The organism is Haloarchaeobius baliensis (genome assembly GCF_052060055.1).
GTDB classification, from domain to species: Archaea; Halobacteriota; Halobacteria; order Halobacteriales; family Natrialbaceae; genus Haloarchaeobius; species Haloarchaeobius baliensis.
The window spans coordinates 689768-703768 of sequence record NZ_JBPPFR010000003.1 but is presented as its reverse complement, the minus strand read 5'-3'; the positions used below and the strand labels follow the sequence as shown (position 1 = coordinate 703768).

The window sequence follows — 14001 nt, the reverse complement described above, 5'->3', positions numbered from 1 at the left end:
GTGGACGCCGAGCGGTCCTAACGTCACTAATCGGCGGCCTGTACCTGTCCGCTCGACTGACTCTGCCCCATCTCGGCGGAGTTCTTCATGCCCTCCTTGACGCCAAAGTAGACGAGTGTGGCGTTGACCGGGTACGCGAACACGAACCCGACCGAGAGCGAGAACACCAGTGCACCCCAGAATAGCAGGTCGGAGATGTGGGCCTGACTGGCGATAAGCAGATCCGTCCCGATAGCCGCGATCTCCATGATGGTGATGCTCGGCGTCTCGCTGTAGAGGGCGTCGAGCATCGCCTCCCCGAAGCTGACCCCCTCTTGCATCAGTGGCCCAACGGTGAGCGCGTACCCGAACAGATATGCGAGCGCGAACGTTCCTGCCGTGATGACGAGCGAACTCCCGAGTGCGAGGAGCCCCGCGAGGAGGACGAATCCGAGGACTTCACCGGCACCACAGCCGGAGTAGCAGTGGGCGGTCGAGCGGAATCCCCGCCACCACAGCGAGTCGTTGCTGATCTGGGTCCGCCCGGAGTACCAGTAGACGGCCAGCCCGAACGGCCCGGAGTAAAGGACGACGAGCGTCCACACCCCTTTCATCAGCGACGGCAGCGCCTGATTGCGCTCTCGGATGTCCCACCAGAGGGTACCGACGGACCCGAGCACGAAGAGTGCCCAGATACCCATCACGAGTGGATCCGAAAGGATCGGTTTCATGACGTGGCGAACCGGTGCGAGCGCGTGTTCGAGTTGTGTGAGGAGTCCCTGAAATAGCATAGTTGACGAGATTGCTGCGATAATTCGAAGCTGTACGCTGCTGCCGCGATTCGATGAATCGTTACACGACCTAGTTGGGGAGGGACCTTTTCTGCAGTTGTGGTTAACATTCCAAAGCGCGTCGTCTCAGCCTTCTCGACCCTTCGGTCGCCACCTGAGCGTACGGAGGGATAGTCCACCCCACCGATTTCAGCGGGTATGAACGATTCCATTCCTGAAAAACGATTAGAACGCCCTATACACGTTCTCGAACGTTCTCCTGCGCGGATTCACACCCATCGTGATAACTCCCGACCGGTCCTACGAGTAACCGAGGAGAAAGACAATGACCAACTACAAACTCGGCGGCTGGCTGCTCGTGGTGCTCGCTATCGTCGGACTCGCGTTCGTCGCGCCCGTGGTCAGCGCACACGGAACCGACACGACCGCTGACGACGCGCCCCCGTACGATGGGACCGCCGACGACTGGGCGGCCTGGATGGAGGCGCACATGACCGACCACATGGGCCCCGGTAGCGTCGAGTGGATGGAGTCGCACATGGGTGTGACCGTCGACGAGATGGCCCAGGACATGGCCGACGACGACTACGACGGCGGAATGTACGGGCAGGGCCACTGCTGACGGCCCCTGACCGTCCCGAACGCATCGAATAAACACTGAAACACACCACCCAACCCACGATCATGACGCAATTCATCACTAACCTCGGACGCACTGCTCGGCGACTCGCGATACTCGCCGTCCCGCTACTGGTCGCGACGACCGGATCCGCTGCGGCCCACGGCGGCGGGAGCTACGGTGGTGGCATGATGGGCGGCGGCTGGGGGCTCTTCGGTGGCGCGATGGGTCTCTGGGGGCTCCTCTGGATGGGATTGCTCATCGCCGTCCCGCTCTACCTCGTGTTCGCGCTCACGGGACGTGACGGTGACCGATCCGACGAACGACCGCTGTCCGTCCTTCGAGAGCGCTACGCGCGTGGCGAACTCTCGGACGACGAGTTCGAACGGCGGCGCGAACAGTTAGAACGTGCTGGGTGAGCCATGCGGTATCGGTTCCGGCATGGTGAACCACCCTGCGATGACCGAATCGGAACCCCACTACTAAGTCCACAAACGGAGTACCCTATTGCATGACGTACACAATACAAACGGCAGTGTCCGCCGAGTTCGACGACGTCGTCGAGACGACCATCGACGCGCTCAAAGACGAAGGCTTCGGCGTGCTCTGCGACATCGACGTGCAGGCGACGCTCGAGGAGAAACTCGGCGAGGAGTTCCGACAATACCGCATCCTGGGGGCATGCAACCCACCCCTCGCGCACGAGGGATTGACCGAGGAGATCGAACTCGGTGCGCTCCTGCCATGTAACGTCATCGTCTACGAAACCGACGATGGCGAAATCATGGTGAGCGCCGTCGACCCCCAACAGCTCGTCGGGATGGCCGACAACGAGGCGCTCGACTCGATTGCGACCGAGGTTCACGACAGATTCGAGCGCGTCCTCGCGAGCATCGCCGAAGACCTCGAATCACCGTCGGAGGCCTGAGAGCCGATGTCCTCGTCGAACAAGCTCGACACGACGACCATCGTCCTCCTCATCCTCGGGGCGATCATCATCCTGCCCCTCCTCACGATGGGGATGGGCTTCGGTGGGATGATGGGCTACGGCGGAATGATGGGCGGATACGGGACGACCAGTGGCTGGTGGCCGCTCGTCGGAATGCTCGTCCAGCTGGTCTTCCTCCTCGTCATTCTGGGCGGGGGATACCTCGTCTTCCGCCGCGTGACGGACTCGCAGTCAGCTCAGAATCCCGCAATGGAAGAACTGCGGATGGCGTACGCACGCGGCGACCTGACCGACGAAGAGTTCGAGGCGCGTCGAGACAGGCTCGAACGCTCGGAGTAGTCGGGGCGACCACCAACGCCTGGTCACCCACGTACCCATCCTTCGAATCTGAAATCCAAGACGGACACAGCTTTCGATGATTAATAGAAATGTGCTAAAAGAACAAAACCATACTAACCACTATGACCGAAGTAATCCTCTTCACGCAGGAAACCTGCGGGGCGTGCGCAACGCAACGGGAGAAAAACGAGGGTATCGAGGCGGCGTACCCGGACGTCGACTTCCGGGAGGTCGATATCCAGACCGATCTGGAGACGGCCGAGGAGTACGGCGTTCGAAAGACGCCGACGACGCTGGTGTACGCGGACGGGGACCGGACCGCCGAGTTCATCGGCATCGTCGAGCGAGACGAGCTGGAGGCGGCTATCGAAGACGCAGACCAGCAATCGGCCGGACTCACGGAACGGCTGGCCAGCATCATACGCGGATGACGAAAACCAAATGACACAGATGACGAATTACAGTAGACGCCAGTTTCTGGGAGCGCTCGGGGCCGGCACGGTCGCGACAGCGGGACTCACCCGGACAGCCACTGCCCAGGAGCAGCCCGTCGTCAGGATGGGGAACAACTACTTCGACCCGATTGGACTCCACGTCGAGCCCGGCACGACCGTCAGGTTCGAGATTGCGGCCGGAGCACACTCAGCGACGGCCTACGGGAGCCGGATTCCTGATGCCGCCACTGCATTCGATAGTGGGGTCATTTCGTCTGGGGGATTCGAGCACACCTTCGAGGAACCGGGCACGTACGACTACTACTGCATCCCGCACAAGTCGATAGGGATGGTCGGTCGCATCGTCGTTGGCAGCCCTGGCGGTCCGGCCGAAGAGAGCCCGATTCCAGACGGCGACGTGCCGGACAGCGACACGATCGTCGAGCGAGGCGCTGTCGCGTACGGGTCGAGCGCGGGCAGTAATGGGACTCCTGGTGATGGAATGATGGGTCCAGGAATGGGTCGTGGGCCCGGAATGATGAACGGGCGGAACGACGGCTGGGGTGGCGGGCTGCCGTTCGTCGGCGGGGCACTCGGAATGCTGGGGCTAGTCGGTGGGCTCCTCTACTGGGCCCTGGGTCGGAGGGACGTGTCTTCACAGGGAGATGATTCCGCGATGTAAACCCTCCAGCGACGATACGCACGCGGCGATATCGACGACGATGAGTTTCAGCGACGACAAGAGCGGTTAGGAGAGGATCAGCCAGACTGAGCACGTATAATCAGAAGAGAGCGGTGAGCACGGCGATTTATGGCGGCTGCCACCGTACGTTCTAGCAACCATGGTTCGGTGCTACATCTGTGAGTCACAGTGTGCCAGCGACGACGAGGTGTTCGTCTGCGAGCACTGTGGAATTACCTGCCATCGGCACTGTATGGTGGAATACGACACCGACGTCTGCCCGAAGTGTGTGGGTGAGCCGATGATCGGGGCGATCGAATTCTAATTGTGCGATGGCGACGACTGTCGAACGTCCCGAAGATGACGAGACGTGTGCCTACTGCGGGTCGCGCATCTTCGATCACGATCCGATCTGTGTTCGCGATTGCACCGACGACTGCGGCTCTCCCGCATACTTCTGTAACTACGCGTGCCTCTCCGTGTACATCGACGACCACGACCTGACGACGGGCGACGCGTGCGAGTGGTCACCCGACAAAAACGACTGCTGTTGAGTGGATTCGCCTGGATAAAGACACGGATCAACATCGTGTCTGTCTCCCATCTTCAGGCATTTCCCGGCGCAGTACTGCCAGCCGACCAATTTTATCCCCGTCGTTGACGAAGGTCTCTAGTGGTACACCATGTCGACAGAGCGCTCTTCCGACGGCCTGCTCCGGATTGTCCTGATCGTCCTCGCTGTGATCGTCCTGTTTCCGATGCTGATGATGGTCTTCGCCGCCCCGATGATGGGGATGATGGGCTGGTGGTGGGGTGGCGGCACGGCCGGTGGCCTCTCGCCGCTGTGGGGCATCGGGATGATGCTCGTCTGGCTCGTCGTCCTCGTCGGCATCGGCTATCTCCTCTATCGCGGCCTCGTCGGTGGTATCGGGTCGTCGTTGACCACTGACAGGGCACTCGAAGAGCTCCGAGTAGCGTACGCACGCGGCGATCTCTCAGACGAGGAGTTCGAAGAACGGCGTGCGAAACTCACCCGCGAGGAGTCGCAGTAAGTCACGATCATGTCCCCGACAGTACAGCGACGCGAGTTCCTCACTACGCTCGGAGCCGGGCTCGCAGGTCTCGCGGGCTGCGTCGGCAATCTCCCGGGAAGCAGCGGAGGCGTCGATCGAACGATCTACGTCGGCGCGTATCACTGGGGATTCATCATCGTCGACGACTCCGGCGAGGAACAGGACCGCATCAGCCTGCAACGGAACGACGTTCTCCGTGTCGTTTCGTTCAACACGCTCGCGAGTGAAGCCGTCCAGTCCCTTCCAGCATCGATCCGTGAAGCTGTCCCTGACCACGAGGCACTCGAAGAGCGAAACGAGGAGCGCATCCCAGCCCCGTCAGACGGCGACTTCCACGAACTGCTGGAAGAAGCGAACGAGCAGTACCCAGATCATAGCCTCGCGATTATGCCCTCCGGACAGGTCCACATGGGTGGCGGAATGATGATGCACCCAGTTGCACTTCCGCAAAATGCCACCAGACCCATCGTTCGTCAGCTAGGAGCGACGCAACGGGGCGATTACACGCTGAGTTGTCTGACCTACTGTGGCTACGGACACCCATACATGGAAATCGACGGTGGAATCATCGTCACATAGGGATCCGTCGGAGATATCACCGAGGTAACTGTCCGGGAAACAGCGCGATGAGCGAACTAGCTGGAGAGCTGTTGGGCTTGCTCGACCCACGACGACACTCTTGAACCACTGATACCCAGTCGCTCGGCGAGCGCGGCCGGATCCGAGCCTGCGAGCATACTCACCGTAGAAATTCCGGCGTCGTGGAGACGCTCCTCGTACGCCGGTCCGATGCCATCGAGTTTCTGTAACGACTGTTCCTGGTCGGGTCTCTCTGGAACATCGCTCGCGCCGGTCGTATCTGATCCGTGGGTCGAAGTCACCGACCGTTCCCGGAACCACGTCGCCACGCGGGGCCACAGTTCCGCGTGGGCCTTGCCCGAGACGGCCATTCCGACGTGCCCAGTCGGGAACTCGTAGATGTCGGTGTCCTCGCTCGGGATCACGTCCGTGAATGGTTTGCTGGCCCCCGGTGGGATGAGGTGATCGAACGAGCCGATGATCTGTAAGACCGGTATCGTGAGGTTCTCGATGTCGACGGGGTCGCCATCCAGTACCAGTTCGTTCCGGTAGAGAGCATTCGCCTGGTAGATGTCCTCGATGAACTGGCGGTAGGCCTCGCCCGCGACGTCGACCCCGTCACGCACCCAGCGTTCCATCCGGCCGAAGTTCTCGACGGCCGTCTTGTCGTCGAGATTGTCGAACAGGATCGTGTACTTCCCGAAGTAGGTATCGACGGGATTCATCTGGGCGAAACCAGCCGCGAGAAACTCCGCCGGCACGTTCCCGTAGGTCTCGGTGATCGCTCCCGGGTCGAAGTACTCCTCGCTCCCCCACTGTTCGAGAATACCACCTGTATCGTCGAAACACAGCCCCGTCGCCATGAGGCCGAGATTGCTAACCTTCTCGGGATGGAGCGCCGCGTATATCGTGCTCAGTGTCCCGCCCATGCAGTAGCCGAGGACGTTGATCTCGTCAGTTCCAGTTCGCTCTCGGACGATGTCGACGCAGTTGTCGATGTATCGATTCACGTAGTCGCCCAGCGTTAGCGACGCGTCGAGTCGGGACGGTTCCCCCCAATCGATGAGATAGACGTCGAAGCCATCCTCGAGGAAGCGTCGCACGACGCTCTTGTCGGGCTGGAGATCGAGGATATAGGGGCGATTGATCAGCGCGTAGACGACGAGTAGGGGCGCGTCGTGCCGGTCGTCAGTCAGGGGTTCGTAGTGCAAAAGGTCGAGTTTGTTCTCCGAATAGATGACCTCACTTGGCGTCTGCCCGACCTCGACAGAGGCGAGGTCGTCGAGTCGTTCCGGAAGGAAACGTATCGTCTCGACGGCATCTGCGCTTCGTTCGAGCGTTCGACGCTGCAATTCGAGAGGAGCTGTAAATGGGTGCATGGCCATCACTGGTGTCGAACGTGCTGGTATCACTCCGGGATCGGATCGATCAGAACCGTCGCTGTTCCGTCCAACACGATTTCGTCGGCGTCGTTCTCGATTCGAGTCGTGAGGCGATACCGGGCATCGTCGAGATCATCGACGATTTTACATCGAGCCGTCAGTGTCTCGCCGATGTCCACAGGCTGTTGAAACTCAAGATTCTGCGAGATATAGATTGTGAGCCCGGGAAAGCACGCCAAGGCCGCGCTAATCAGTCCCGAGACGAGTGTCCCGTGGACGATCCGGTGGCCGAACCGTGTCTTCTCCGCGAACGCGTCGTTGAGGTGGAGGGCGTTCGTGTCGCTGGTCGCCTCGGCGAACTTTCGGACGTCCTCGTCCGTAATCTCCTTCGAGAAACTGACGCTGTCGCCCTCCTGTAGCGACGTGGGGTCTGCGATGTCGATGTCGAATTCACCTTTCGCACGGCCGTATGGCAGACGAGGGATGATGGCACCGCCTGTCTCGATGAGGTGAGGGTGAGGCGTCTCGACGTACTTCTCGGGAGCGCTATCGAACAACGCTTGGCAGTCGTTCGAGCAGAAGTGGAACGACTCGCCTTCGTACTCGGTCGTCGCTTCGGCAGATTCGGGTGGGATTTCCATCCCACAGACGGGATCGACTGGCATGGGTACGCTGAATTGATGATTTACCTTTCGCGAAGCCAAGGCTGTTCAGCAGGTCTGCTAGAGTATAACGGTGTGAACCACTATCAACGTATGCGTCACTCCTATATTCATCTGTGAGCTCCAAAAGAGGGAATCGATTCCCGATGTGGTCGACTTCATTTAGTTGTTTCTTATCGATACTCCTAGGTGATGTTTCGGTTACACGGGTTATAGGACCCAAAACACACGATTTTAGCCGAACTAACGATTCCAACGCATCTTGAACTGGACTGCGACGACGGTATGCATTGAGACGGCCAGTCTCAACTTCTGTAAGCAGTTTGGAAGTTGAGACTCCGGTCAGGAGAAGCCGTACCGCGTGAAGTGTGAGTGCTCGAATGTGGCTACCTTAGTTCGTCGACGAACGCGGAGGTCGCACCAGCGACGAGATCTTCCGCCAGACGGCCCTGCCAGAAATCGATGTCCTCGTGGCCGATCGATTGCACACCCCAAGGGACGATCCGGCTCTCGTCTGGCGTCCCGCCACGGAGCCAACTTTCCTCAGGAATCTCGATGAGGCCGTCTATCCATGATTTCGACGTCAGGGTCAGCGCGATGTACTGCTCGCCGTGAAACGGCCGTCCTTCGTGATTCGAGAGAATGAGCCAGGGGCGAGCGTCATCGTCACCTTTGAACGGGTCAGCACCGTAGATGACGTCGCCTCGCTCGAATATCGGTCTGGTTTCATCGTCAGTCACTGCTTGTTCTCCACGCTCGGATGTGGCTCACCGGGAGCGTGCTCGCGCCAGGATTCCGTATTCTCCTTGCCGAGTTGTTCGTTGAACAGGGCAGTCGCTCGCTTGTAGCCGCTGTATCCTTCGAGTCGCTCGGTATCGTCGGTTATCGCCCAATATGTCGCCTTGTGTTCGACCAGACCACGGTCTTTCAACCGTGAGAGCGCGGTGCTGACTGCTCCCTCATCAACGCCGACCTGGGATGCGATTTCACGAGCCTTGAACGCCCGATCCTCGTTAGCATCGAGAAACCCGAGAACCTGGTCAGGGACGGAGAGGTCAGCGAGTTCTTCCTCGCTCGTGTTCTCGAAGGTGTCTCGGTCGATAGACATCGTTGAATGGAGGTACGCCATCCGCTGTAAAGAGTGTTAGGAGTGAAACCTACGTAAATACTGAAGGAGGCGGCTTGCCCAAGGCAGCGAGGCGGTCCGAGAACTGTATGCATCGAGAGAAGCAGTCTCAACTACTGTGACCGGTCACGCCCCGAGGGGCGGACGAGCGGGCGTGGCTGGTCCACGTCGTCGATAGGTCCATCGGTGAGCAGCACCAACATCAGAGGACAAGATGGATCGAGAGCCGACGTACCGAGAAGTACAACGGTTTCGCCAGCGGTGGCTCTGGGCACCTCTCAGCGGAATCGCACTGCTCATGCTTGTTCTCGGGCCAGTCTCTTGGATCGGACTCATAATTGTCGGCGTTATTGCGTTGTTCCTTTACAGTCTGCGCCTCGAGACCGAAGTCAGAGCTGACGGACTCTACCTCAGGTTGTGGCCACTTCACCGCTCTTTTCGCCGAATCTCGTGGACGGAGATCAACCGATACGAGTCGAGACAGTACGATCCACTTCGCGAGTTCGGGGGCTGGGGCATTCGCTGGGTACCGGGAAAGATCGCCTACAACGTCAGTGGGAATCAGGGCGTCTGGATCGAGCGGGCGAACGCCCAGTCCGTGCTCGTCGGGACACAACACGTCGGTGAGTTCGTCAAAGCGATCGACGAGGTCTACGAAAACTGAGTCAACCAAACGAGTCACGCCAGCACTCGTGCATTGGGAGAAGTAGTCTCATCTTATTTCGACCGCTGAGTGGCGAAAATCCACATTCATGAATTGGAGTTTTCGCTCTGAACCGATTGCTCTGCAGGTTCATAATTGAAAACTCGGACAACAGGATCATCACCGATAGAGGCTGGCAGTTCTCCATCGAGTATCTCACTGAGGTCCCCCTCCCAGACAGGATGTTTCGTAAAGCCGGTGGGTGCTTCACCACTCCCTCGGGCGATTTCTTTCCAAATCAAGGTCTCGTCATAGAGGCTTGGATCAGCTGGGATGTACCCGAGGAGAGATTCAGGAGCGATGATGACCAGCTTCTCCCGATGGCGAGTCAACGAGACATTGACTCGGTTTTCACTCAACAGAAAGTCGCTCTCTTTAGAGATGTACTGAGAATCAGAAACAGTGGCACTCACCACCATCAAATCCTGCTCCCCTCCTTGGAAACGGTTGACTGTCTCTACTGTGACCCCTGATGGGTCTTCACCTTCAGAAACTTCACTTTCAAGAAGGGCAGTTACCCTACTTCGTTGTGCGTTATGAGGTGTCACAACTCCAGCCGAAGCGTTTTTGCTTCGAGCTTCGACGAATCGCGATGCCAGTGAAGCCTCAATCGGATTCCACTGTTGGTAATCCTCGTCGCTATTGTACGTGACCAGTGTCACCGCTGCATCCGATAAAACAGCACTCACTGGAGCCGGTAAATCACCATCAACGACAGCACTGGGTGCTGACTCACGTCCAGATTGGTATTCTATACCATCAGCACGGTATACTGTCTGGCGGGCCAGATCGGCTGTCACTGTCCCAAACCGATAGGTTCGGGATAATCGGTAGAACGGGATATCAGTCGAATCTGGTGTGGCGTTGTGTTCGTGTACCCACTCATCTTGTCGCTCTTGTTCTAATACATCGTCCTCGCCACGTAGGAGACGGACATAATCAAGAGCTGAGAGGTATGGGACAGTTGCTCGAATATCTCTTCTGGCCTCTTCAGGCCAATCGTGTTTCTGTACAGGCGGGAGTTGACGATGATCACCCCCGACCAACACCTGTCCTCCCGGTGCAAGCGCACTCCCCGCTAAGAGGAAGTTAGGAAGTGTCAACATGGATGCCTCATCAGCAGCGATCACGTCCCAATACTCTTGATCGGCAGTATCTTCATCCTCAGAACCAGGACACAGCTTACTCACCAGACGCCATGCACGCGCCGGTGTAGCGAATACAAGCGTTTGTACGGGGTTGTCGGTGTCACCACTGTCCTCTATGGAAGCTCCAAAGCTGCCCAAAGTTGCCTGACCTCCAGAACCAGTTTCATTAGAGGTGCTCCCCCCAGCCGTGATCCACGTTCGAAGCTGCTCCAACTGGTGGTCGTCATCTGAGTCATTGTAGTCTATGTAGGTGACGTTGTCTGGGGCATCTTCAGGTGCATCATCAGCGATGCGAATCAAGTGAGCGTTCTCCAGATTAGTCGATATTTTAGAGGGCGTTTCACTAGAATCACCGCTTGCTGCCGCGAGCGTCTCTGCCACATCCTCCAGCAACTCATCAATCGCCGTGTTTGAAGGAGCCGTGACCAGCCCAGCGAAATAAGCGTCATCGGCTGCCGCAGCATACATTCGAGCGCACAGCCCTGGTGCGAACGCACCGGCAGTCTTTCCTGTGCCGGGGGGGCCCTGTAAGCCAACAATTTGTGATTCTGCTTCCGTGATGAACGCCCGTTGTTCATCGCTTGGAAGTGAATCTGGGCCAAAGGAATCAGAAAGCCAATTCACAAACTCATCAATTCCAGATTGAGAAATGCTACTGGCCTTCGGAGATACCTTGTCACCGAACCGAATTTGTTCAAGCACCCTGTGGAGTTCGTTTGTGTCAGCATAGTCTAAGGCCGTCTTTGCCCGCCCAGCTGTGATGTCATCCGTCTGAGGGTCTAAGATGACCTGCTCGCCACTCTCAAGGTGGGTAGAGGTGCTATCTGGAGTGTCATAACGTTCCTCAGTAGTCCATTTATCATGGCTTCGTCCGAACTCGTCGGAAACACCATAGAAGTTGTGTGCGTCGAAAGAGATAGATCTGCTATCCAAATCCAGAGTGTCGAGAGTGACTTGGACACCAGACTCAATCTCGTATGGCTGTATTGTCTCGGTCCCTAGTCGACCGAAATCATAGGGGTTTGCAACCATCCATGACCCACTGGATGACCCATCGCTCCCCTTTTGACGACAAGCTCGGCGGATTTCTTCCTCGTTCAGGCGGAAGGGCTGGTCAAACCGAATCACTCCCTCAACATGGAGAGTGCGGCTGTTTTTCTCCTCTACATTGTTGATCGTAACAGGAATCGACTTCCCAGAGAGCATTCGCTGAGTCGGGAGCTTCCGGTAGTGGTCGTATTCCTCTTTCCGCTGGGCCGTATGCTCAATCCACAAATACCGTCTGCAAGCTGTCGCAAGGGACGGAGCAGAATATGCATCCGTGGGTAATCGGTCCATCGAATACGGTTCCTTATTGAGCACGGCATCTCGGCTGTTCAGAGAGCGCTCAACGTGTTCAAGCACATCGCAGAAGTGTCGCCCAAGAGCTAGAATATCCTCCGTATCGATTTCCCTCGTCTTGGTATTAACATCGTGATACCGGAACCGATCCAGTTCTTGCTCGGGAGCGTCATATCGAGATTTTACTTCCTCCACCCATTCATCATCGATACGGCCTACAGCAGACCAGAGGTATCCGAGCGGAATCTCTGCCCCGTACCGAACCCTGGTGGGGATACCGTCGATGAAGTCACGCTCCCGTGGATTGAGTGCGATTCCTGAACTCGATCGCGCGTCACCGGTTACTCGATAATCAAATAGCCGATAACTGAATACAGATCGCAGGTGTATGGGGCCGTCTTCATCTGCGCCCACCGGTGTGTATGACCATTCCTCGCTGCTTTTCGACTTTCGGTAAACATCATCCCGAACAGGGAACAGATGATCGTACGCAGGGAGGATCCCAGGAGAGGGAGTCGGAACTGCAGTATGAGTTGCTACGGTAGGACGAAGGCGCGACACCATCGGCCGGTCGTGGCCGGGAGGTCCTTCAACTACGGACTGGAACGAATTGACGATGGGGGTTGTATGGCGGTCGAATGCGTCATCTAACGCGGTCCGTTCCATTCCAGTATAGAGGTAAAAGTGAAGAGGAGGGTCAGTCTGCTCAACTCCTGAGAACTCAATCTCTCCCCCGACCTTCCTAATCGCTTTGTAAAGACGGGTTATGAAAGTCTCAAGCAGATTCCGTTCAACAGAATGGGCTTCCTGTGTCGCATCCGGGGCACCCTCTGAGACAACAGAGATACGCTGAGACTCCGCCTCACTAGCTGTCGCAGAGACTCGTGCGCTCAACTGAAGCAAACGGTCCCGGAGGTGATCCACCTGGACATTCAGGTAGACCCGAACCATCGATCCGTGAAGCCAGTCGTGGGAGATATTCGTACCCTCAGGAGGTTCGTCCTCTGGTATTGGGCAGCGCCCCGTACCCGGAACCCACGGAACGGGGCGGTCAATTATCTCGCCTCCTTCAGGGTCCAGATAATCCGCCATCGCCTTCGCCCGATACAGTAGTGTGGGTAATTGCTCCCCGATTCCAGGCGTACTCTTCAATTGGTGATAGGTCTCCTTTTCCCAGGAAACACCGCTATACTCCGTCGGATACCAATCCTCTGGCTCCGGGGGTTTAGCAAGATTGGCGAGTTCGTCGACTGTCTCGATCCCGTAGTCTTCCCGGAGGGTAGCCTGCTGTGCAGGCGATAACCCCAGCAGTCTAAGGTGACCGTCTTCATAAGCGTCGGTCAGACAGCTCTCGTTGTACGCACAATTGGCACACTTATCATTCAGCTGGTAAGGTACATCCTCAAATGGTTCTTCTGCGATGGAGGCAAGGTCTCCATCCGAGGCCAATAACCGTCTGACGTCAGTGATTCGAGGATCTACATCAAAGCTCGGGACAACTTCTGGGGAAGGTGGTATATACGCGGATTCGCGGGTAATAATTCCACCACTACATTCAATTCGATCGCTCTCAAGTATGCCAGAACTCTCAACTAAGCGTCTTAGTAGATCAACATAGGTGGCCGCCTGGATTTGATGATACGATTTCTCTTCCTGTGCGCTCTTAACGTCAATAACTCGGGCTTTTGCCCCGTGGTCAGTTGACCAGATGAGAATGAGGTCGGCATCACCAGCAACTTGCCATCCCCCGATACGGTCAACGAAGCTGGCTTGGTACAATATCGTTGGTTCGGTTGGTGCCGCAGGGCTATCGCAAGCAGATTTGAGAGCTTCAATGATTGCATCATCATCTGGGGCAAAGTGCTCAGCATCTCTAGATAAGTCAGTCAAAGCATCCTCTGAAGACAATATCTCATCGCGAACCCGCTCTTCAAACTCCTCTCCAGCCTTTGTTAGCAGTATATTCAGCGGTTGGAAGGCCTCTTCGAACTCGTCACCATCATGATGGAGAGAGGATTTGATGTCTTGAACAGTATGCTTGAAATATCGTGGGCACTGCTCAAATCCGATATACTCCCCAATTCGGGCAGGGGTAATGATCCGACGATGTTGTTCGGCTATTGGCGGCTGACCCGTACTTTGGCTGTCGATTCGTGGCGGCGTGGAGTTGTCGGGATCGTAGCTGGACATGATG

General features: G+C 57.3%; 16 protein-coding genes and 1 pseudogene. 11 read left to right on the top strand and 6 right to left on the bottom strand.

The features are described 5' to 3' along the window. Positions 1 to 26: 26 nt before the first annotated feature. Entirely contained in the window at positions 27 to 770 is a 744-nt protein-coding gene (locus ACSG06_RS20175; protein ID WP_440992091.1) for a DUF4396 domain-containing protein, read from the bottom strand. A 325-nt stretch (positions 771 to 1095) separates the two neighbouring features. On the opposite strand from ACSG06_RS20175, the gene ACSG06_RS20170 reads away from it, so the two are divergent. From ACSG06_RS20170 to ACSG06_RS20125, 10 genes and pseudogenes are all read left to right on the top strand, one after another. Then, positions 1096 to 1392 carry a hypothetical protein gene (locus ACSG06_RS20170; RefSeq protein ID WP_276274314.1) on the top strand — a complete coding sequence of 99 codons (297 nt, stop codon included), beginning with the start codon at positions 1096 to 1098 and terminating at the stop codon, positions 1390 to 1392. Between the two features lie 62 nt (positions 1393 to 1454). Next, positions 1455 to 1808, top strand: coding sequence for an SHOCT domain-containing protein (locus ACSG06_RS20165; protein ID WP_276274313.1), 354 nt, complete (start codon positions 1455 to 1457; stop codon positions 1806 to 1808). 92 nt (positions 1809 to 1900) lie between these two features. Next, positions 1901 to 2317, top strand: coding sequence for a DUF302 domain-containing protein (locus ACSG06_RS20160; RefSeq protein ID WP_276274312.1), 417 nt, complete (start codon positions 1901 to 1903; stop codon positions 2315 to 2317). A 6-nt stretch (positions 2318 to 2323) separates the two neighbouring features. Continuing rightward, on the top strand, positions 2324 to 2677 hold the full coding sequence (locus ACSG06_RS20155) for an SHOCT domain-containing protein (RefSeq protein WP_440992090.1): 354 nt from the start codon (positions 2324 to 2326) through the stop codon (positions 2675 to 2677). Positions 2678 to 2799: 122 nt separating this feature from the next. Further along, positions 2800 to 3108: a thioredoxin family protein gene (locus tag ACSG06_RS20150; protein WP_440992089.1), complete on the top strand. Its 309-nt coding sequence runs from the start codon at positions 2800 to 2802 to the stop codon at positions 3106 to 3108. Between the two features lie 10 nt (positions 3109 to 3118). Continuing rightward, complete coding sequence (locus ACSG06_RS20145; protein ID WP_440992088.1) at positions 3119 to 3793, top strand: plastocyanin/azurin family copper-binding protein; 675 nt, start codon at positions 3119 to 3121, stop codon at positions 3791 to 3793. A gap of 6 nt (positions 3794 to 3799) precedes the next feature. Continuing rightward, a pseudogene (locus ACSG06_RS20140) lies at positions 3800 to 3883 on the top strand (plastocyanin/azurin family copper-binding protein); the annotation flags it as partial. A 242-nt stretch (positions 3884 to 4125) separates the two neighbouring features. Further along, a complete protein-coding gene (locus ACSG06_RS20135) occupies positions 4126 to 4347 on the top strand; it encodes a hypothetical protein (RefSeq protein ID WP_440992087.1) in 222 nt (73 codons plus the stop codon). Positions 4348 to 4476: 129 nt separating this feature from the next. After that, the gene (locus tag ACSG06_RS20130; protein ID WP_440992086.1) at positions 4477 to 4845 is read left to right on the top strand and encodes an SHOCT domain-containing protein; all 369 of its coding nucleotides are present in this window, start codon (positions 4477 to 4479) and stop codon (positions 4843 to 4845) included. 9 nt (positions 4846 to 4854) lie between these two features. Beyond that, positions 4855 to 5445, top strand: coding sequence for a hypothetical protein (locus ACSG06_RS20125; RefSeq protein WP_440992085.1), 591 nt, complete (start codon positions 4855 to 4857; stop codon positions 5443 to 5445). Positions 5446 to 5501: 56 nt separating this feature from the next. On the opposite strand, the gene phaC is transcribed toward ACSG06_RS20125, so the two are convergent. The 4 genes from phaC to ACSG06_RS20105 form a co-directional block, all read right to left on the bottom strand. Then, positions 5502 to 6830 carry a class III poly(R)-hydroxyalkanoic acid synthase subunit PhaC gene (phaC, locus tag ACSG06_RS20120; protein ID WP_440992084.1) on the bottom strand — a complete coding sequence of 443 codons (1329 nt, stop codon included), beginning with the start codon at positions 6828 to 6830 and terminating at the stop codon, positions 5502 to 5504. 23 nt (positions 6831 to 6853) lie between these two features. Further along, on the bottom strand, positions 6854 to 7492 hold the full coding sequence (locus ACSG06_RS20115; protein WP_440992083.1) for a MaoC/PaaZ C-terminal domain-containing protein: 639 nt from the start codon (positions 7490 to 7492) through the stop codon (positions 6854 to 6856). A 383-nt stretch (positions 7493 to 7875) separates the two neighbouring features. Then, on the bottom strand, positions 7876 to 8229 hold the full coding sequence (locus tag ACSG06_RS20110) for a type II toxin-antitoxin system PemK/MazF family toxin (protein ID WP_440992082.1): 354 nt from the start codon (positions 8227 to 8229) through the stop codon (positions 7876 to 7878). After that, positions 8226 to 8597 (bottom strand): MarR family transcriptional regulator, encoded by a 372-nt coding sequence (locus ACSG06_RS20105; protein ID WP_440992081.1) that lies wholly within the window; start codon positions 8595 to 8597, stop codon positions 8226 to 8228. The genes ACSG06_RS20110 and ACSG06_RS20105 overlap by 4 nt, the downstream gene beginning before the upstream one ends. A 232-nt stretch (positions 8598 to 8829) precedes the next feature. On the opposite strand from ACSG06_RS20105, the gene ACSG06_RS20100 reads away from it, so the two are divergent. Beyond that, positions 8830 to 9279 (top strand): DUF6141 family protein, encoded by a 450-nt coding sequence (locus ACSG06_RS20100; protein ID WP_440992080.1) that lies wholly within the window; start codon positions 8830 to 8832, stop codon positions 9277 to 9279. An 86-nt stretch (positions 9280 to 9365) separates the two neighbouring features. On the opposite strand, the gene ACSG06_RS20095 is transcribed toward ACSG06_RS20100, so the two are convergent. Continuing rightward, positions 9366 to 13997 (bottom strand): AAA domain-containing protein, encoded by a 4632-nt coding sequence (locus ACSG06_RS20095; RefSeq protein ID WP_440992079.1) that lies wholly within the window; start codon positions 13995 to 13997, stop codon positions 9366 to 9368. Positions 13998 to 14001 lie beyond the last annotated feature (4 nt).

Excerpts from the sequence above, each read along its gene's own strand:
- ACSG06_RS20175 (WP_440992091.1), bottom strand. The coding sequence starts at position 770 with ATGCTATTTCAGGGACTCCTCACACAACTCGAACACGCGCTCGCACCG.
- ACSG06_RS20170 (WP_276274314.1), top strand. The coding sequence starts at position 1,096 with ATGACCAACTACAAACTCGGCGGCTGGCTGCTCGTGGTGCTCGCTATC.
- ACSG06_RS20165 (WP_276274313.1), top strand. The coding sequence starts at position 1,455 with ATGACGCAATTCATCACTAACCTCGGACGCACTGCTCGGCGACTCGCG.
- ACSG06_RS20160 (WP_276274312.1), top strand. The coding sequence starts at position 1,901 with ATGACGTACACAATACAAACGGCAGTGTCCGCCGAGTTCGACGACGTC.
- ACSG06_RS20155 (WP_440992090.1), top strand. The coding sequence starts at position 2,324 with ATGTCCTCGTCGAACAAGCTCGACACGACGACCATCGTCCTCCTCATC.
- ACSG06_RS20150 (WP_440992089.1), top strand. The coding sequence starts at position 2,800 with ATGACCGAAGTAATCCTCTTCACGCAGGAAACCTGCGGGGCGTGCGCA.
- ACSG06_RS20145 (WP_440992088.1), top strand. The coding sequence starts at position 3,119 with ATGACACAGATGACGAATTACAGTAGACGCCAGTTTCTGGGAGCGCTC.
- ACSG06_RS20135 (WP_440992087.1), top strand. The coding sequence starts at position 4,126 with ATGGCGACGACTGTCGAACGTCCCGAAGATGACGAGACGTGTGCCTAC.
- ACSG06_RS20130 (WP_440992086.1), top strand. The coding sequence starts at position 4,477 with ATGTCGACAGAGCGCTCTTCCGACGGCCTGCTCCGGATTGTCCTGATC.
- ACSG06_RS20125 (WP_440992085.1), top strand. The coding sequence starts at position 4,855 with ATGTCCCCGACAGTACAGCGACGCGAGTTCCTCACTACGCTCGGAGCC.
- phaC (WP_440992084.1), bottom strand. The coding sequence starts at position 6,830 with ATGGCCATGCACCCATTTACAGCTCCTCTCGAATTGCAGCGTCGAACG.
- ACSG06_RS20115 (WP_440992083.1), bottom strand. The coding sequence starts at position 7,492 with ATGCCAGTCGATCCCGTCTGTGGGATGGAAATCCCACCCGAATCTGCC.
- ACSG06_RS20105 (WP_440992081.1), bottom strand. The coding sequence starts at position 8,597 with ATGTCTATCGACCGAGACACCTTCGAGAACACGAGCGAGGAAGAACTC.
- ACSG06_RS20100 (WP_440992080.1), top strand. The coding sequence starts at position 8,830 with ATGGATCGAGAGCCGACGTACCGAGAAGTACAACGGTTTCGCCAGCGG.
- ACSG06_RS20095 (WP_440992079.1), bottom strand. The coding sequence starts at position 13,997 with ATGTCCAGCTACGATCCCGACAACTCCACGCCGCCACGAATCGACAGC.